Genomic DNA, 19011 nt, shown 5'->3' with positions numbered 1-19011 from the left:
ATAACGCTAAACTTGCGAATTGATCTACTCTGTTCAATCAACTAGTTCATAGATGTGTTTTCACCGGTCGGAATGGTCCCTTCTCAGCAGCGGAACTCTCTTTACACTCAGAGCCGATTACTTCTTCTAATCAAAACTTTATTTTATTATTAATCTTTAATTTATAAGAAATCATAACACGGCGTATAAAAAAGTCAAGTTCTTTCTGAGAATTTGGTTAAAAGAATTCTGCCAATCCGTGATAACCATGACCGATCTCAGCCACGCTGTGCGCATCACTGCCATAAATCAGCTGAATACCCATTTGTTGCGCTTGTATGGCGATTTTAAAGTTCGGATAGGGCTGATTACAATAAGCCTTATAAAGGCCCGCAGCGTTGAAATCAAGCTGCAATCCCCTATCCAAGATTTTTCTAAGGATCTCTTGGATTAATTTTTGATTAGTTTCGTTATATTGAGAATCCAAATTAAAGCGATCCTGAAACTTTCGAATTAATGTCATATGACCGATTCGATTAGGCGCATACTGACCCAAGCTTGCTGTAACGGATTCATCAACCAAATTAAAATAGGTCGCAAATAACGTTTGAGCATTTTCTGACTCGCTAAGCAACCCGATTTCGAAATCTTGCATGGTATCGTCTACACACCAATATTTGTCATCTTTTCCCTTCATGAAATGGACGGATAAAATATTATCATCGGTTCTTGGCCCGTATTCATCCAGAAAATCTCTCGTCCATGAGACAAAATCTGCCAAGTAGTCCACTTCAAACCCAATATGAATGTGAATTTGATCAGCGTATTTAGTCTTCATTAATGTCATTTTTTTAAAGTAAGCATCCAAATCGGACATTGACATTGAGGCTTCCGTTAAACCCGTTTTTTGCCCCGCATACTCGTTCTGAAGTTCTGGGGGCAGTGGCGCATGCTCGGTGATACTATACTCTTTGAAGCCCAGATGAATGGCCCTTTGAATCATTAATTCTACATCATCACCACTACCGTGTGGGCAAAATTCCGTATGAGAATGACCTTCTCGTTTAAGCATATCGTTATCTCCCATTTCTCTAAACTATCTTAAATGTTTAAGTCTCAACCTTCTAATCAGATAAATAAATAACCCGACTAGTCCTAAAAACAGAATAGTCGGGTCGTTTATTTATCTTTCGGATCAAAATGCCGCTACTCAATTCTGTATTTCAGTTATTAAATAATTTAATTGAGCGGTACTTTTTGAATCCATCCTTCAGGCGCTTCTACATCACCAAATTGAATACCGGTTAATTCATCGTAAAGCTTACGTGTTAATGGCGCAACTTCAGTTTCACTATAAAATACATGAAGCTTATCTTTATATTCGATACCGCCGATTGGTGAAATAACAGCGGCAGTTCCCATTGCGCCAGCCTCTTTAAAGCGATCCAAATCATTAATAAAGACATCGCCTTGAACAGCTTTTAGTCCCAATCGATGCTCAGCCAAGTAAAGTGCGGAATATTTTGTAATACTTGGTAAGATTGATGGTGATTTTGGTGTAACAAATTCGTTATCCTTTGTAATGCCAAAGAAGTTGGCAGAACCGGCTTCTTCGATTTTTGTATGAGTAGCTGGGTCAAGATAGATAACGTCCGAATAACCTGCTTTATGAGCCTCGTCCCCGGGAAGTAAACTCCCGCCGTAGTTACCGCCAACCTTGCTTTGACCGGTTCCGTGAGGTGCAGCACGATCATAATATGAGGTCGTGAAGTTAGTTGGCTTTAACCCACCTTTATAGTAAGCACCAACAGGCATCGCAAAAATGGTGAACAAGTATTCTGAAGCTGGATGAACACCGATATTGCCTCCAATTCCGATCATTAAAGGACGCAGATAAAGCGTTGCGCCGGTACCATATGGCGGCACATAATCGGCATTTGCTGCTACAACCTGCTTAACAGCCTCAATAAACTTATCTTCAGGGTATGGTGGCATTAGTAAACGCTCACAACTATTATGCATCCGTTTTGCGTTCATATCCGGTCGGAATAAATTAATACTGCCGTCTTTTGTCCGGTAAGCTTTCAGGCCTTCAAAATCCGCCTGACCGTAATGAAGAGACGTTGACCCTTCTGAAATATGTAATGTACTGTCTTCAGTCAACTTGCCAGCGTCCCATTTGCCATCCGAATAGTGGGCTAGGAAACGATAAGGCAGATCCATATAGTTGAATCCTAAGTTGTTGTAATCTAACTCTGATGCTGGTTTTGCTTTAGCCATAAAAATCCTCCTAAAAATATGTAATGATATCAATTGGCTTGGTCTAACCAATTTCTAATAGTCTAATATTTTAATGGATTAATGTCAACCCGATTGAAATTGTAATTTTGTCAAATTTTAATTTATTACTTTTTGCAACATCAAAAAACGCCTCTCCCAAAAGGGCGAAACGTTTTTACTTTAGACAATACCAAATAGCCTAAAGGCAGTTACTCATTTTATAGATCGACGGATTCAACCCAGCCATGCTTGTCTTCAACATCGCCTTCTTGAATGCCAAACAAAGTATCATACAACTTCTGCGTAACAGGGCCGGCCTCTGTTTCACTATAGAAGACGTGCTTATTACCCTTATAAGTCAACGAACCGACAGGTGAAATAACGGCAGCTGTTCCCATTGCGCCAGCTTCTGCAAGGTTATCCAAATCATCAATTGCAATTCGGGTTTCCTGAGGATTTAATCCCTGATCCTTTGCAATTTGTAAGATGGACTTCTTGGTAATTGATGGCAGGATAGAATCTGATTTTGGTGTCAGAAATTGCCCATCCTTAGTGACACCATAGAAATTAGCGCCACCAAATTCGTCGATATACTTGTGTTCACGAGGGTCCAAGTACAGGCAGTCCGCAAAGCCGGCTTTTTTGGCTAAAATTGATGGTAATAAACTACTTGCATAGTTACCGGCAGTTTTAGCCTGACCAGTACCGGCACCGGCAGCTCGATCATAGTCGCTAACGGTATAAGGCATTGGATTTAATCCTTTAATATAAGCGCCAACCGGAGTCGCATAAATATGGAACGTATACTCAGTCGATGGGGAAACACCCACAACAGGCTCGGTTCCCACCATAAATGGACGAATGTATAATGATCCGCCCGAACCATAAGGTGGTACAAATTCTTGGTTTGCTTTAACAACGGCTTTAACAGCCTCAACAAACTTATCTTTTGGATATTGTTCCATTACAAGTCGCTTAGCCGAATTGGCCATTCTTTCGGCATTCATTTCAGGACGGAACAGGTTGATGCCACCGTCCTTTGTCCGATAAGCCTTCATGCCCTCAAAAACTTCTTGACCGTAGTGAAGATCTTCGGCGGCTTCGGAAAATGTAAGTGTGGAATCAGTAGTCAAGCCACCGTTCTGCCATTTACCATCTTTAAATTCTTCGTTGTAACTATATGGTAAATCTCTATATGTAAATCCTAAATTGGACCAATCAAGATCCTTAACATCTTGTTTTGCCATTGATAAGAAACCTCCTTAAAATTGAAATCAAGCTACTCTAATAATCGAGTAAAAATAACAACTATGACATTAAAAGGTGGTTGGGTTGAAAAATAAGCCTAGCTTCGCCTATAGGAAATAATAAAAGTCATTATCCTTAGTGCGTTTATCATTGTATCTTAATTAATATCTAATTTAGCCCTTTTAAAAAGCTCTGTCAATATGAAAAATCCTTTCTTCAAACCAAATCAATTGAGTGATCATCTTTTTGACAGACATTTTTCAAAAAAAGGATCCCTGTCACAGACTAATTAATGTCGTTAACACATGTGCAACACGAGATGAATTATTTCTTCAAAAATCAAAAAAGCTCAGTTAGCAAGCCGATATTAACCGGTTGCCTAACTGAGTTTCATTTAAAAATTCAAAGCATCCTTACCTAATCCGTTCGTTTCAAGACTTCTCGATCAACCAAATTATTAATCAAGAAATTGAATTGATCAACACTTTCTTGTGTTTCAGAATTTTTAAAAATATTAACTTTTTGCAGTCCATTTCCCGTTGTAATGGACATTCGAAAACCGTCCAGCCCTTTAGAAACCATCATTTTAAATTTATACCCGGTTCCGTATGGAGAATTAGGGTCTAATGAGCGTTCTAAAGAATAATTGCCAGCCTTGGTCTCCGTAAATCCCAAGTCTTTTAACGTATATTTCTTCACTTCAGAATTCAGTTCGTAAGCATGCGAATCACCACTCACCTTAGCCGTTGTGGAAAAAGCCATCACAGTTTCACTTCCCTATTTTTATTTTTTAAACGTTTAACCGTTTGGGTAATCGCAGCAACCAGTTTGTCCAAATCCTCATACGTGTTGTAACGCCCAAAACTAATTCGAATCGATTCACTGATACGCGGACTGTCCTTACCATACATTGCAACCAAAACATGGGAAGGTTCAATACTTCCCGCTGTACAAGCCGAACCACCAGATACAGCAATTCCTGCCAAGTCCAGATTAGTTTGCATCACATAGGTTGAAATTCCCTTTAGCCAAATATTAAAAACGTGGTTTAAATTGTCCTCGGTAATTTGACCGTTAATGTCAAAGTCAATGCCATTTTTTGTTAATTTATCGGCAATATACTTTTTGAATTTTAGATATTTAGCCTGACGATGTGCCTTTTCCTCACTGGTAATCGTCTCAACAGCACGGGCGAAGCCAGCAATTGCCGGCACATTTTCAGTACCTGCACGACGTTTTGTCTCCTGATCGCCACCCTTAATTAAACTTGGGAAGTTAACACCTGTTCGACGATATAAAAACCCAATCATTTTTGGGCCGTTAATTTTATGTGCAGACGTTGACAATAAATCAATATGATCACGTTGGACGTCAATATCTAATAACCCATATGCTTGAACGGCATCTGTATGAAACCATGCTTGATGATCTTTTAAAATCTCGCCAATTTCATGGATCGGCATAACGGAACCGACTTCGTTATTTCCTGTCATGATCGAAACCAGAATCGTATCATCGTCCAATGCCGCTTTAAAGTCGTCCAAGGAGATGTTTCCGTACTGATCAACCGGCAAGTAGGTAATTCGAAAGCCCAGCTTCTCTAACGCCTGCATGGGCCTTAAAATGGCTTCATGCTCTATTGCAGTCGTAATAATATGCTTTCCCAAAGATTGACGTGCAAAAGCTGTTTGCATTACTGCGGTGTTGTCACTCTCGGAACCACCGCTGGTAAAAACAATTTCCTCGGGGTCCGCGTTAATTGACTTGGCAATCACTTCTCTGGCGTGTTCCATAACCTCTTTGGACTGGCGTCCGAGCCCATAAAGCGTCGACGCATTCCCATAAACATTCTTATACTTGTCCATTAATTCTGCATAAACTTCATCTGAAACTCTGGTCGTTGCAGCATTATCTAAATAAATCTCTTCCAAGTCTTTTCACTTCCTTGCTGCTTCGTTCTCGAATAAATCAATCAACATCTGACCGGACTTTTTACCAGCCGTAATAATGAATTGATCAAAACTGACTTCGGCATTTTCATCCCCAACATCAGACATTGCTCGGATCACGGCATACGGGACATGATTTTGAAAGGCAACTTGGCCGACCGCAGCCCCTTCCATTTCCGAACATAACGCGTCTGGAAAGTTGTCCTTAATTTGTTGAATCCGTTTGGAATCTGCAATAAACTGATCACCTGACACAATTAAGCCAAAATGGGCAGTCACACCGCTTTCTTTAGCTGCTTGTGCGATAGCGTCCTCCAAATCCTTGGATGCTTCAAACCTGGCCGGAAATCCTGGTAATTGGCCCACCTTATAGTTTGATGCAGTCACGTCAACATCGTGGTAAGCCGTTTCTGTTGAAATAACAATATCGCCAATTGACAATCCATCGCCAATTCCGCCTGCAGAACCGGAATTAATGACCGCGTCAACATGGTATTCATTAATCAGCGTTGATGTTGTAATGCCAGCCTGAACTTTACCAATGCCTGATTTAACCAGTACAACATCCTGTCCATGAATTTGACCCGTATAGAAATTCATCTGACCATAGTTTTGAGCAGATTCATTTACCAATGCCTCTTTTAAAATAGCAAGTTCCTCATCCATTGCGCATATAACGCCGTAAGTCATGATCATTCTCCTTAAACTAAAATAGTATAGTGTCGGCACTTTTTATAATTTGTAAATCATATTAAAAATTTAATTAACAAAGAAAAGAACCAAGTAAACAATGACAATCAAAACAGCTAGAATGCCAATCGTCCAATTTAGCCGCCTATTAATTTTATGCCATCTGGGCGTCTTGAATTGATTGGCATCTGCAATAGCAGCATCATCGCCGGGATTTTGTTGATGTGTCCTCGCATAAGCTCGCTCTACTTCAACTCTTTTTTTGTCTCGTTGTTTAAAATCGTCATCCTCTTGCTGCTTGAGTTTTCGATATTGTTCTCTTGTAAGGGCTTTGGATTCTTTTTTATCATCGGTTACCACTTAAAAAATCACCTACTTTTGCATTAATTGCCAATGCTGAATTGCCATAATTGTTTTTGCATCTTTAATATCACCATTTGTAATCATTGAAACAGCTTCATCCAACGTCTTTTCGATGATTTGCAAAAATTCACCCTTGTCTCTGGGCAATTTATCTTTAACAGGCTCTAAATCAGTGGCGAGATACAATTTCATGTATTCATCCGAAAAGCCTACGGAAGAATAAAACCCAAAAAGCTCCTCAACGTGCTTTGGTGTATATCGAATTTCCTCGTTTAGTTCACGAATAACCGCGTGATGAAAGTCCGTATCGCGATTATCCACTTTTCCTGCGGGGATTTCAATCGTTGTTGCTTCAACAGGTGCTCGCCATTGCTTTTCCAGGATAATCTTATTGTCTTTGGTAAGCGCTAAAACACCAATAGCACCGGAATGATGAACAATTTCTCGAAAAGCCGTTTGACCATCTGGCAACCGGACTGTTTGTTTTTCAACATTGATAATTGCACCATCATAAATGTTTTGAGAATCAACGACATGTTCTTCAAAATCCACAAGATCACCCTATTTTCCATTAATAAATATATTTTACAAACATTCAGTCCTTAATGCAATTATTCACCCGCTTCTTCCACAATTTGTGCTTTAGCAGCCTGTGGCCCCTTTTGGCCTTCAACAACAACATAGCTCACACGAATCCCTGGAACAATCCGCGAATAGTCTTCACCATGAAAGGCATTCTTAAAGAAGAACAGATTGTCTCCCTGATCCTGTGTAATAAATCCAAAACCGTTTTTAGCATTATACGTTTTTACTTTTCCATAAAGCATTTTAAATTCCTCCTGAAGCTTCTTCAAATCAAAAAAGAGGCTGTCCAGACATTTGCCTGGCCTCAACCTCTTAATTGTACTGGTTTACAATTAGTTTTAAAACAGTTTTTCAAATTGTTAAACGATTCTGATTATTTAGCTTCAAAACCTTCAGCAACCGTTTCTGGGAATTCACTACGAACAATTTCAGCACAAGAGTGACAGAAAGTAGGATAGTCACTATCGGAACCAACGTCAGTCCTAACCAAACGACAGCGTTCGCATGTTTTACCCTTTGCCGGCTCAACCAGAAGTGCCAAGCCATCACTATCAAACTTCGTTGCATTATCCGGTGCATCAGTAAAGTCCTTAACTGTCAACTGGGAAACCAGAAGAACCGTTGCAAGATCTACATTTAACGATTCAAAAAGATCTTTCACTTCGGTTGTCGCGTAAATTGTCAACGATGCTTCTGATGCCTTGCCAATCTCTTTGGCATCACGCGCCTCTTCCAGAACCTTAAGCACATCATCCCGATAAGTCATAAACTTGGTCCATTCTTCCAAAATATCAGCCTCATTGTCAAAATGCTGTGGCTTGGGAATATCAGTCAATTGAACAAAGTCTTCAGGTTCTTTCAAGAATCCCCAAATTTCTTCGGCTGTATGCGGCAGGACCGGTGTCATCAGCTTGGTCAATGTCGTAACAGCATGATACATAACTGTCTGCATGGAGCGACGTTTATGACCGTCCTTCTTATCAATATAAACAATATCCTTTGCCATATCCAGATAGAAAGCCGATAAATCGGTTGTCACAAAATTCAGGAATTTCTTATAGAAAGTCAAGAAGTCATACTGTTCAAAACTATCACGAGCCTCACCAAGAAACTTATTAAGCAAAACAGTCATGTACTGATCTTGGCTTTCCATTTCATCAAACGCAACTGCATTTGTCTTTGGATCAAAGTCAGACGTGTTTGCTAGCAAGAATCGCATTGTGTTTCGAATCTTCTTATAAGCATCCGAAATCTTAACAAAGTTTTCCTGACTAACTCGAACATCAGCTGATGTATCAACAGATGTTACCCAAAGACGAACAATTTCAGCACCCATTTTTTTGATAATATCAATTGGTGCAATCGTATTGCCCAAAGATTTACTCATCTTATGGCCTTTACCATCAAGTGTGAAACCTTGTGAGACAATTGATTTATACGGTGCTTTATTTGAAACGGCAACACTGGTAATCAGACTTGAATTAAACCAACCACGATACTGGTCAGAACCTTCAAGGTACATATCTGCGGGATAAGTCAACTCTGGACGAGCTGCCAAGACCCCTTGGTGCGATGAACCTGAATCAAACCAAACATCCATGATGTCATTTTCTTTAGTGAATTTGCCGTTTGGTGAATGTTCACTGGTAAAGCCATCTGGTAATAAGTCCTTGGGCTCACGTTCGAACCAAACATCCGACCCATATTTGGCAAACAAGTCAGCAACATGGTCAATTGTTTCCTGGGTAATAATTGCTTCGCCATCCTCACCATAGAAAATCGGAAGCGGCACACCCCAAACACGTTGTCGGGAAATGACCCAATCGCCACGATTTTTAATCATATTGGAGAGACGAACCTTTCCCCAATCAGGGTAAAAGGTCACATCTTCGATAGCATTTAAAATATCATCTTTAATTTTATCAACAGAAGCAAACCATTGTGGCGTTGCTCGGAAAATAATCGGTTTCTTAGTACGCCAGTCGAATGGGTAACTATGATTCAGCGGCATGTAATCCAATAACAGACCAGCCTTTTTTAACTTATCCAACGCGATTTTATTAGCATCTTCATAGAAGACTCCAGCAAAATCTTCGCCTGATTCTTTAGTCAAATACCCACGATCATCAACGGGTGCAAAGATATCCAATCCATACTTCCGACCAATATTAAAGTCATCTTCACCATATCCGGGAGCAGTATGAACAAGTCCGGTACCGGCATCCAACGTAACAAAATCACCTAACATTGTTAATATTTTTCGACTATGGTCAAATGGATGTTCAGCAAGGATGCCTTCCATATCACGTCCCTTAACTGTCTTAACAATTTTGACGTTTTTCCAGCCAAATAGGCCTTCATCTTTTTCAAGCAGCTCACTGGCAATGACGAATTTTCGTTCATCATCTTCAGGTTGAACCACTGCATAATCAAAATCAGCATCTACGGTGATACCTTCCGACGCTGGAATTGTCCAAGGCGTCGTTGTCCAAACCACCATAAATGTATTGTCGTCTTCCAAAACACCCTTACCGTCAATGACTTTTTCGCCATAGAAAGCAGATGGTGATGTAACATCATGATACTCAACTTCTGCTTCAGCAAGCGCAGATTCGGATGACCATGACCAATAAACAGGCTTTTTACCCTTGTAAATCAAGCCACGTTTGGCAAATGCCCCAAAGACACGAACCTCGGCAGCTTCGAACTCATGCTGCAATGTGAGATAGGGATGATCCCAATCCCCGGAGACGCCAAGACGTTTAAACTCATCCATTTGGCGTTGAACCTGCTTCATCGCATATTCTTGACAAAGCTTTCGGAAGTCGTTGGTCGACATTTTCTTTCGATCATAGCCGGCTTGGGTTAATTTTTGTTCAATTGGTAAGCCATGTGTATCCCAACCGGGAACGTAAGGTGCCCGATATCCGGTCATTGATTTGTAACGAACAATAATATCCTTAGAAATTTTGTTCATCGCATGTCCCATATGAATATCTCCGTTGGCGTATGGAGGTCCATCGTGAAGAACAAAACTTGGTTTGCCCTCATTTAATTTTTGTCGTTGTTCGTAGACACGATTTTCTTCCCATGCTTTTTGACGTTCCACTTCTTTTACAGGAAGATTACCACGCATTTTGAACTTCGTTTTGCCTAAGTTTAAAGTGTCTTTTACCCGCATTATTTGACTCCCTTTCTCCATTTTAAAAGTAATAGCGTAATAAACTACCGTTATTTGTACACCCTGACAGATCAAACGATACAAAAAAAGATTCCGCCCAAGGGACGAAATCTTCGTGGTACCACCCAATTTTAGGATTTAATAATCCTATCTCTTTATAACAATCGATATGTAATAGAGCTGATCTGTTAAACAACCGGTGACTGCTAAACTTTCACCATCTTTAGCTCGCTAATGTTTCGGTTGATTAATTTCTGGTCTCTGATCGATTTAATTATTATTATTTTTGACTGTCAGGATAAATGACAACTGTTTGCAGTTTATCATCGGTTGTCGGCGTACTTTCAACTGCGTCAGCATTATTACCCTGTTTGTTTCCTGATTCTACATCTGAATTTGTAGGGTTGTCAAGATCTCCAACAACTTTTTCAATATCTTCATAGGTTGTCGTAGGCCCATCTTCGACCAAGTGATCCCAATCAGAGCCCTTAATAACCGCTAATTGGCTTTCAAGCATGACCTCAAGTCGTTGACGGAATACTCGAGTATTTTTCTTGAGATCGTCAGTTTCAATTGCCAGCTTTTTAGCACGTTTAGAAGCCTCTTCAAGAATTTGAGTCGATTTTTCGTCAGCGGTTTTAACAATGTCATCAGCCTTCTTTTGGGCTTCACGATTTGTAATCTCGGCTTCCTTTTTCGAATTGCTCTTAACCTTATCGGCAGCTTCTTGTGCAACTAAAATTGACTGGTTCAACGAGTCCTTCAGGTCATTGAAATACGAGAGTTTATCTTTCGATTCACTCAATTGAGATCTCAAATCCTTATTTTCTTCCAAAATAATCTGATAATCCTTGATGACCTGGTCAAGGAAATCATTGACCTCGTCGATATTGTACCCTCTCAATTTCGTTGAAAATTCTTTATTGTGAATATCCTGTGGACTTAATACCATGATGAACCAATCCTCCTATTTATTCCGGTTATACACACTTATGATAATCCTAATTTTATCTTTTTTCGTCATTCCGGTAATTTCTTTGATGACAATTCGTCCATATCCCCGCACAGAAATAATGTCTTTTGTCGATAATTCAAAATCCGGCCTCGTCGTATCAACCCAATTAATCCGAACATCACCAGCATCGACTAATTCTTTAGCATGGTGACGAGAAATATGAAAACCGTCACTAATCAGAGCATCAACTCTGAGAGAAGAAACAGTTGTTGTTAACGTTTCACTTTCATCAACGGGTGTAATGACCCCTTCTGGTGAGATATCTTCAAGCTTGACTTTAATTTTGCCAATGTGATCAACTTGTGCTTTGACATAATCTGCCATTTCGGATTGCACCATGAACTGCCATTTAAGACCGTCCGTAATAATGTCGCCAACCACATTTCGCTCAATACCGGCACCCATCAATGATCCCAATATTTTTCCATGTGCCAGTGTCGCAAATTTACTTGGATAATCAATCTCAAACGCAGTGATGCGGAAATCATCCGTCTTAGGCGTAAAATACTCAGGATAGACGATTGCCCGTTGCAACTCAGCACCTGAATAACCACCGTAAGTTGAGAAATGAATGCCATCATGGCGATTAATGATTGATTCAAGAATATAGAGTTGTCTGGGATTTAAAAACTCAGTCAAAATAGGCCGATATTCATTTTCAACCTGCCCACTTAAATGGTCAATTGACTCAAGAAACGGCACTTCATCAGGTCGAAAATGTTGAGAAACGTTTGCATCAACAGCCATCGCTAAATACCCCTCTTCTAACTAATACCCATAACCATATCCAATAATGAGATTCCCCAAATAGGTGATACCACCCTGAACTAGGGATAACACAATCAGTGCGACAACAGGCGCAAAACTGATCATCCCAACGGACGCAAAATTGAACAATCGTTCAAACGGTTCAACAATTCGGCCAAGAAAGCGACCAAATGCGGTACCATAAGCATTTGGGAACCAACTCATCAATGCATAGATAACAATTGCCAGCATATAAATGCTGATAAGCTTATTTAATAACCAAACGATAGACGCGATTACAGATACCAATAAAATACCCCTTATCTCTTGTTTAAAACTTAGCTACTTAGTGACCTTAAAATTTTTAGGTGAACAAATAAAAATGTTCTTATCAAGACGATCAATAGTACCATGAATTGCAAACAAAACACCATTTAAGAAATCAACCATTCTTTCAGCAGATTTAATATCAAGCTTACCGAGTTTGATGATAACAGCGCTATCTTCCAATAACTTTTGAGCAATGGTGTCAACATCTGTGTAATTGATGGGTTCAAAAACCACAATATTACGGTTAGTTTCTAAATCTTTTCGTGTTAAAGGCACAACATTATCCACTAGTTTCGCATCCTCATTCTTCGGCTTATCCGATTCCATTCCAAAAAAATTCGCAAAATTAAACTTTTCTGACATGTTTGTTTCCTTTCGAATTTCACCATGCTCAAATAAGCGCCGTCTCTACATTAACTGAGATTCATTATTTATTGTTACGACGACGGTGCTTAAAGAATGGTGGAATATCATCCTGTGAATTATCATTATCAGTTTTGCCCGATTTATCTGAATTGACGTCAGGCTGAAACGGATCAAAATCCTTTTTCTCAACGTCATTAAACTCGTCATTTTCTGGAACAGATGGTCGGGCAGTAGTTGGCTGCTTACGAATATCCCAGTTTCCCAAAGGATCAGTATGACTGTCATTAGCACTTGAATTGCTATTGCTAGTCTCCTGGGAAGAATTACGATGACCATCAAATTGACGGGGGTGTGCACTGGATTGTGGTCGAGCAGAAGGTGAAGCCGTCCGCGTACGACGTGTTTCCAATCTCCCCTGTTCTGCTGCTTTCTTATCGATCCCTGTTGCAATAACAGTTACCCGCACTTCGTCTCCAAGTGATTCGTCAATTGATGTCCCAAAGATAATGTTAACATCACTGGTTGCCGCTTGCGAAACAATATCTGAGGCATCCTGAGCTTCAAATAGTGATAGGTCCGGTCCACCCGTAATGTTCAACAGTACCTGCTCGGCACCGTCAATGGAAACTTCAAGTAATGGTGATGAAATTGCTTTCTCAGTTGCTTTCTTCGTTCGATCTTCGCCATTAGCAGCTCCCACACCCATTAATGCCGAGCCTTGATCTTGCATAGTTGTTTTAACATCAGCAAAATCCAAGTTAACATATCCCGGACTTGTAATTAGATCTGAAATACCTTGAACGCCTTGACGAAGAACGTTATCAGCTTCTTTAAAGGCATCCATCATAGGTGTCTTTTTATCAATCATGTCCAATAAGCGATTATTTGCAATGACAATAAGTGTATCTACATTATCCTTCAACTGTGAAACACCCTCATCAGCATATTTACTGCGCTTAGGACCTTCAAAAGAGAACGGACGAGTAACAACCCCAACCGTCAGAGCACCCTGATCCTTAGCAATTTTAGCTACAATCGGTGCTGCACCGTTACCGGTACCACCGCCCATTCCGGCAGTGACAAAAACCATATCTGCGCCTTCAAGTGCTTCGGATAATTCCTGTTCACTTTCTTCAGCAGCTTTTGCACCTATTTCCGGATTGGAACCTGCTCCCAATCCTCTGGTTAACTTGGGTCCGAGTTGAATTTTTGTTTCTGCTTTAGATGTAGAGAGCGCCTGAACATCTGTGTTTGCAACAATAAACTCTACACCCTTTACATCTGAACTAATCATTGTGTTAACAGCATTACTACCACCGCCACCAACTCCAATGACCTTAATTACTGCACCGTGATTTTCGGTGGAATCAAGTGAATATTCCATAATTATTTTACCTCCGTTTAAGTGCTAATCAAAGAAATCGCTAAAGAAATTTTTGATTCCTTCGCCACGTTTTTTCTTCTGTGTTTTTCGTTTCGGTTTGTCTGATTTACTCGACACAGGAACTTGAGTATCTTGCGGGTCTGTTAGCTTTGGAACTTTTGTTGATGTAGCACCAACGGCTGATCGAACAATCATATCAACATCCGAGAGATCTGAGAAATATGAGACAAGGGACAGTCCAGCTGTAAACGACGGATGCCGCAGTCCCATCTGATCCGGAATATAAACTCTGACATTCGTATTGAATTGATCAGCCGCCAACTCAGCAATTCCCGGAAGTGCGGCAACGCCACCGGTTAAAACGATTCCACCTGGTAATTCAAGTGCTTGAACTTGATCAAGTCGGCTTTTAATTCGATCAAAAATCTGACTTAGACGGGCCTCAATAATTTCAGCTAAGTATCTTTCATCAATGTAGGTTGGCTCAGCTTGACCAACAATGTCTACTGGAAATTGATTATCAGCCGATGCCTGCAGTGAATCGGCATATCCGTAATCTCGCTTAATTTTCTCAGCATTTTCCATTGAGGTATTTAAAACAATTGATATATCTTTTGTAATGTACTCGCCACCCTCGGGATCAGTAGTTGCGTACTTTAATTGGTGGTCGTGAATAACAGAAGCGGTTGTTTGGCCACCGCCGAGGTCAATAATGATGGTACCAAAATCTTGTTCGCCATCATTTAAAATTTCATGACCTTCTGCTAAAGGCGTCAAAACCGTGGAGATAATGTTCAAGCCGGCTTTTTCAACCGCCTTTTTTAAATTGTGCATAATCCCTTTTGATCCTGTAATGAGTTTCCCGCGCATTTCTAAGCGGACACCGACCATTCCCCGAGGATCTTTAATATCGTCAAAGCCATCAACAATAAATTCTTCCGGTTGAATGTCTATGACTTCGCGTTCTTGAGGCAAACTGGTACCTAACGCAGACACCGCCACATTTCGAACATCTTCGACCGTGATTTCACGAGATTGGTCATCCAAAGTGACCAACCCGTTACAGTCTTCAATTCGCAAGATGTTCGCCGGAACACTGACAATAACATCTTTAATTTCAATACTTGCTTTTTCTTGAGCTTGACTTACTGCACTCCTAATAGCTTCAGCGGCCTGATCTATATCAACGATCACGCCACGGCTGAGACCGTTAGAAGGCTCATTCCCCACACCAATAACGTTCAGTTGCCCTTTAACTTTTTCTGCAACAATTACTTTTATTGAGGTAGTTCCTATATCAAGTCCCACATATAAACCCGAATTATCCATATATGTAAGGAACCTCCACATCTAGAATATTTTCTGAACATAACATAAGTTTAACACAATGATAACGACGGAAACAGCCTAATTGACGCTAATAATCACCTGTATTCTTACGACTTAACTTTTGATTCATGCTTCGTTAACGGATAGGAATATGCCCCCACCTCCAAATTGATGATGCTTTTAACTTTCAGCTTTGCATTAATACTTGGGTAATAATCCATTTTGTCGCCAAAACTGGAAATTGATGCAAAAACTTTATTGCCATCATTCATTTGTAAGTATACCCGATCCCGGTTGCTTTTGACCGGTGAATAACTGATCGTATTAATTGCAGCTCGAACCGGGGGGCTGATCCGCCGATATTGTCTGATCGTTCGCCGAAGCGTCCGGGGATTCTTAAACTTTTTCAAAACCGGAAACCCATCACGAGGATTAAGCACTTTATTTTTAATAATAACCCCACTCTTTAAGATAGGCTGGTATCCTCCATCGGTATAAAGATAACCAATTGTCGGATACTCTTCAACTTTAATATGGATTCGATTGAAGTTAACGAGGTTAATCTTAACAGACTGCATTCTTTGACTCCGATTTTTTAATTCCCCAGCAAGTTTATCCGTTTTACCCCAAACACCAAAAAGAGACATACCCTTTTTAACAGGAGAGTAATGCTTAATCTGCTTAATGCTGACAATTTCGTTACCGCTTATTTTGATACTTTTAACTCTGCTGATTGGCGAAATCAAGAATCCCATGGCACAAATGATCATCAGAAATATTATAATAAATGGCCACATTCGTCTAAAGTTCCGAATTTGATAGTCCTTAACGAGTCGACGCTTAATTTTCTTCTTTGGGGAATTAGTCCCCAAAGAAGATTGACCGGAAGCTTTTTGCCAAGGCGTCAGCTCCTCATCATGATCGTTTTTCCTGCCCATAGTTGTTCCCCCTTGTCAGCAAGTGACTTAATCAAAATGATTTAATCGCGGATTCCCCGTTTATCTAACAAATTTAATTCTGTCAAACAAATTAGTTTTATCGCTGCTCACTCTAAGTCCGGTTATCTTATCAATCCACGTGCAATATCCAAAATTTGATCAGCTGAATTGACAACGCCGAGTTTCTTTGAGTTTTCTGACATTTTCTCACGTTCATCCGAGTCATGCATTAATTGATCAATCGCCTTTAATAAATTTTTAGGATTAAGATCGGCTTCTTTAATCATTAATGCGGCTCCCCTTGTGACCAAACTCATTGTGTTCTTCGTCTGGTGATCTGCCGTAACATACGGGCTGGGAATCAAAACTGCCGGAATACCCAAAGCGGTAATTTCCGCAATGCTTGTTGCACCCGAACGACCAATAATCAAGTCAACCTTGGGAAGTACCTGTGGCATATTGTTGATATACGGTAAAATTTTGATATTATCCTTAATTTGAGTCTTACCCAATTTCTCCATAACACCATCATAGCGCTTTTGACCTGTCACAAAGACGACCTGATAGGTTCGTTTATTAAATTCATTGACTGATGCAATAACGGCATTATTGATGGCAGGTGCCCCCTGGCTGCCGCCAAAAATCAGTACCGTTGCTTCATCATCTTTTAGGCCAATTGACGACCATTTGAAATCGCTATGCATATGAGCGACCTGCTGTGCACGCGGATTTCCCGTAAAAATAACTTTTTCTTCCGGGAACTGGGCCTTTGCTTCATGAAAACCAATTGCAATTTTATCAACGTATCGGCTCAGAAAACGATTTGTCAAACCAACGGCGCTATTTTGCTCATGAATGATTGTAGGAACATGTGCTTTGGCAGCTGCGTAAACAACTGCTCCTGAAACGTAGCCTCCTGTTCCAATGACGACGTCCGGCTTAAAATCTTTAATCATTTTTTTTGATTCATGGACACTTTTTAGGAACAACGCGACCGTTTTTAAATTTTCCAAAGACAATGACCGCTTAAATCCTTGAATCCGTAAAGCGACAAATTTGATCCCCTGCTTCGGTACAATGGCGCTTTCCAAGCCACGTTCAGAACCAACGTATAGCACCTCTGAATCAGGTTCCTGTTTCATCAAATCTTCAATAATCGCAAGAGCGGGATAAATATGACCGCCAGTACCACCACCGGAAATAATTAATCTCATTGTTTTTCCTCCTGCTTATGTGTCAATTTCTCAACATCCTTAATGAATTCATCGCCACGTTGTTCAAAGGTTTTGAACTGGTCCCAACTGGCATTGGCAGGTGACAGTAAAATAATGTCTCCAGAATCACTATAATGATAAGCAGCTGGCACTGCTTCGTCTAAATTATCTACCTTGGTAATATTCTTAACGCCGGCTTTTTGTAACGATTCTTCCAGCAAGTCGGCTGTTTGGCCAAACAAAACAGCGGCCTTAACGTGCTGTTTAAATTGTGGCACCATTTTATCAAATGTATAGCCACGATCTAACCCCCCCGCCAAGAGTACAACGGGGTGGTCAAATCCCTCAAGTGCGATTTGAGTCGCCTCAATGTCAGTAGCTTTGGAGTCATTATAGAATTTGCGGCCATCAGCTTCCAATACAAACTGAACTCGATGACGCACACCCGTAAACGTCTCCAAAACATTTGTAATTGCCAGATTAGATTTCCCCAAAATCTTTGCGGTTGCAATTGCAGCAAGCGCGTTCTCGACATTTTGCTGACCCGGCACTTTAATATCGTCAGCATTCATAATAAATTCATCGTTATAATATAATTTGCCGTTTTTTTCGTATGCGCCCCGATCAATTTCTGACGTACGGGCAAACGGGACAATCTGAGCTTTGGATCGCTTGCTTAACTGTCGCCACTCATCAGAGTCAAAGTTAACAACAAAAAAGTCATCTGGTGTTTGGTTCATTGTGATACGCATTTTAGCATTAACATAATTTTTTCGAGTTTTATGATAGTCCAGGTGATTCGAAAAAATATTCGTTAAAACTGCAACGTGAGGATGCAATTTTTTAATTCCAAGAAGCATGAAGCTGGAAAGTTCCATGACTATCGTATCATCTGCTGTTGATTTTAAAGCCGTTTCAGTGGCAGAGACCCCGATATTTCCTGCTGCATAGGCATGTCCCTTTTTACGTTCTTCGTTTAAAATTTTAGTAATCATTGTAACCGTTGTTGTTTTTCCATTACTACCGGTAACACCGATAATTTCGGCATCGGTCATTTGAGCCGCTAATTCAACCTCGGTAATAATAGGCATCTTTTCACTGACAGCTCTGGCAACAACCTCGTTATCATAAGGAATTCCCGGATTCTTAACCATCAGGTCAAAATGATTATCCAAAATATCAGCAGTCTGCTTTCCCGTAATCGTCTTAATACCCCGGTCTTCCAACTCGACTACTTCCGGAAGTTGATCACTTGGCTTGGCATCATTTAAAACAACTGTTGCACCTAATTGCTGTAATAACTCGGCTGCATGTGTGCCACTTTTTCCAGCTCCTAAAACTAGAATTCTCTTGCCTTTATAATCATCAATCATTTTCATCCTGAATTTATCCCCTTTTGTTTCTAAGAAGTTA

Annotated in this window: 19 protein-coding genes and 1 other annotated feature (1 of these 20 only partly in view); all 19 genes read right to left on the bottom strand. The window is 40.3% G+C overall.

All coding sequences use genetic code 11. The features are described from left to right. Window positions 1-143, bottom strand: a binding site (T-box leader); it reaches 120 nt to the left of the window's first position. Window positions 144-217: 74 nt separating this feature from the next. After that, a complete protein-coding gene (gene hisJ / locus GQR93_RS05715) occupies window positions 218-1066 on the bottom strand; it encodes a histidinol-phosphatase HisJ (protein WP_003555173.1) in 849 nt (282 codons plus the stop codon). A gap of 152 nt (window positions 1067-1218) precedes the next feature. Further along, window positions 1219-2259 (bottom strand): branched-chain amino acid aminotransferase, encoded by a 1041-nt coding sequence (locus GQR93_RS05710; protein WP_003555171.1) that lies wholly within the window; start codon window positions 2257-2259, stop codon window positions 1219-1221. Window positions 2260-2477: 218 nt separating this feature from the next. Then, entirely contained in the window at window positions 2478-3506 is a 1029-nt protein-coding gene (locus tag GQR93_RS05705; RefSeq protein WP_003555169.1) for a branched-chain amino acid aminotransferase, read from the bottom strand. 418 nt (window positions 3507-3924) lie between these two features. Next, the gene (locus GQR93_RS05700; protein WP_003555168.1) at window positions 3925-4269 is read right to left on the bottom strand and encodes a DUF1831 domain-containing protein; all 345 of its coding nucleotides are present in this window, start codon (window positions 4267-4269) and stop codon (window positions 3925-3927) included. After that, window positions 4269-5438, bottom strand: a complete 1170-nt coding sequence (locus GQR93_RS05695; RefSeq protein WP_003555165.1) for a cysteine desulfurase family protein — start codon at window positions 5436-5438, stop codon at window positions 4269-4271. The genes GQR93_RS05700 and GQR93_RS05695 overlap by 1 nt, the downstream gene beginning before the upstream one ends. A 6-nt stretch (window positions 5439-5444) precedes the next feature. Further along, window positions 5445-6146 carry a 5'-methylthioadenosine/adenosylhomocysteine nucleosidase gene (locus GQR93_RS05690; RefSeq protein WP_035444939.1) on the bottom strand — a complete coding sequence of 234 codons (702 nt, stop codon included), beginning with the start codon at window positions 6144-6146 and terminating at the stop codon, window positions 5445-5447. Window positions 6147-6215: 69 nt separating this feature from the next. Beyond that, a complete protein-coding gene (locus tag GQR93_RS05685; protein WP_003555160.1) occupies window positions 6216-6506 on the bottom strand; it encodes a hypothetical protein in 291 nt (96 codons plus the stop codon). 12 nt (window positions 6507-6518) lie between these two features. Continuing rightward, window positions 6519-7061 (bottom strand): NUDIX hydrolase, encoded by a 543-nt coding sequence (locus GQR93_RS05680; RefSeq protein WP_003555159.1) that lies wholly within the window; start codon window positions 7059-7061, stop codon window positions 6519-6521. Window positions 7062-7120: 59 nt separating this feature from the next. Further along, a complete protein-coding gene (locus GQR93_RS05675; RefSeq protein WP_035444938.1) occupies window positions 7121-7336 on the bottom strand; it encodes a cold-shock protein in 216 nt (71 codons plus the stop codon). A 131-nt stretch (window positions 7337-7467) separates the two neighbouring features. Then, window positions 7468-10275, bottom strand: coding sequence for an isoleucine--tRNA ligase (gene ileS, locus GQR93_RS05670; RefSeq protein WP_202212594.1), 2808 nt, complete (start codon window positions 10273-10275; stop codon window positions 7468-7470). 280 nt (window positions 10276-10555) lie between these two features. Then, window positions 10556-11227 (bottom strand): DivIVA domain-containing protein, encoded by a 672-nt coding sequence (locus tag GQR93_RS05665; RefSeq protein WP_003555154.1) that lies wholly within the window; start codon window positions 11225-11227, stop codon window positions 10556-10558. A gap of 15 nt (window positions 11228-11242) precedes the next feature. Next, on the bottom strand, window positions 11243-12037 hold the full coding sequence (locus tag GQR93_RS05660; protein ID WP_003555152.1) for a YlmH family RNA-binding protein: 795 nt from the start codon (window positions 12035-12037) through the stop codon (window positions 11243-11245). 21 nt (window positions 12038-12058) lie between these two features. Further along, window positions 12059-12346: a YggT family protein gene (locus tag GQR93_RS05655; RefSeq protein ID WP_035444935.1), complete on the bottom strand. Its 288-nt coding sequence runs from the start codon at window positions 12344-12346 to the stop codon at window positions 12059-12061. A gap of 33 nt (window positions 12347-12379) precedes the next feature. Next, window positions 12380-12730 (bottom strand): cell division protein SepF, encoded by a 351-nt coding sequence (locus GQR93_RS05650; protein ID WP_003555148.1) that lies wholly within the window; start codon window positions 12728-12730, stop codon window positions 12380-12382. Window positions 12731-12794: 64 nt separating this feature from the next. Further along, on the bottom strand, window positions 12795-14117 hold the full coding sequence (ftsZ, locus tag GQR93_RS05645) for a cell division protein FtsZ (RefSeq protein ID WP_003555146.1): 1323 nt from the start codon (window positions 14115-14117) through the stop codon (window positions 12795-12797). 24 nt (window positions 14118-14141) lie between these two features. Next, the gene (gene ftsA / locus GQR93_RS05640; RefSeq protein WP_187117446.1) at window positions 14142-15446 is read right to left on the bottom strand and encodes a cell division protein FtsA; all 1305 of its coding nucleotides are present in this window, start codon (window positions 15444-15446) and stop codon (window positions 14142-14144) included. Window positions 15447-15553: 107 nt separating this feature from the next. Further along, on the bottom strand, window positions 15554-16384 hold the full coding sequence (locus GQR93_RS05635) for a cell division protein FtsQ/DivIB (RefSeq protein ID WP_003555142.1): 831 nt from the start codon (window positions 16382-16384) through the stop codon (window positions 15554-15556). A gap of 122 nt (window positions 16385-16506) precedes the next feature. Beyond that, on the bottom strand, window positions 16507-17598 hold the full coding sequence (gene murG / locus GQR93_RS05630; protein WP_003555140.1) for an undecaprenyldiphospho-muramoylpentapeptide beta-N-acetylglucosaminyltransferase: 1092 nt from the start codon (window positions 17596-17598) through the stop codon (window positions 16507-16509). Continuing rightward, window positions 17595-18977, bottom strand: coding sequence for a UDP-N-acetylmuramoyl-L-alanine--D-glutamate ligase (gene murD / locus GQR93_RS05625; RefSeq protein WP_003555138.1), 1383 nt, complete (start codon window positions 18975-18977; stop codon window positions 17595-17597). The genes murG and murD overlap by 4 nt, the downstream gene beginning before the upstream one ends. Between the last annotated feature and the right edge of the window lie 34 nt (window positions 18978-19011).

The sequence above is a fragment of the Lentilactobacillus hilgardii genome (assembly GCF_009832765.1).
In the GTDB taxonomy this organism is placed as follows: domain Bacteria; phylum Bacillota; class Bacilli; order Lactobacillales; family Lactobacillaceae; genus Lentilactobacillus; species Lentilactobacillus hilgardii.
This window is presented reverse-complemented; position numbering and strand designations above follow the sequence as displayed.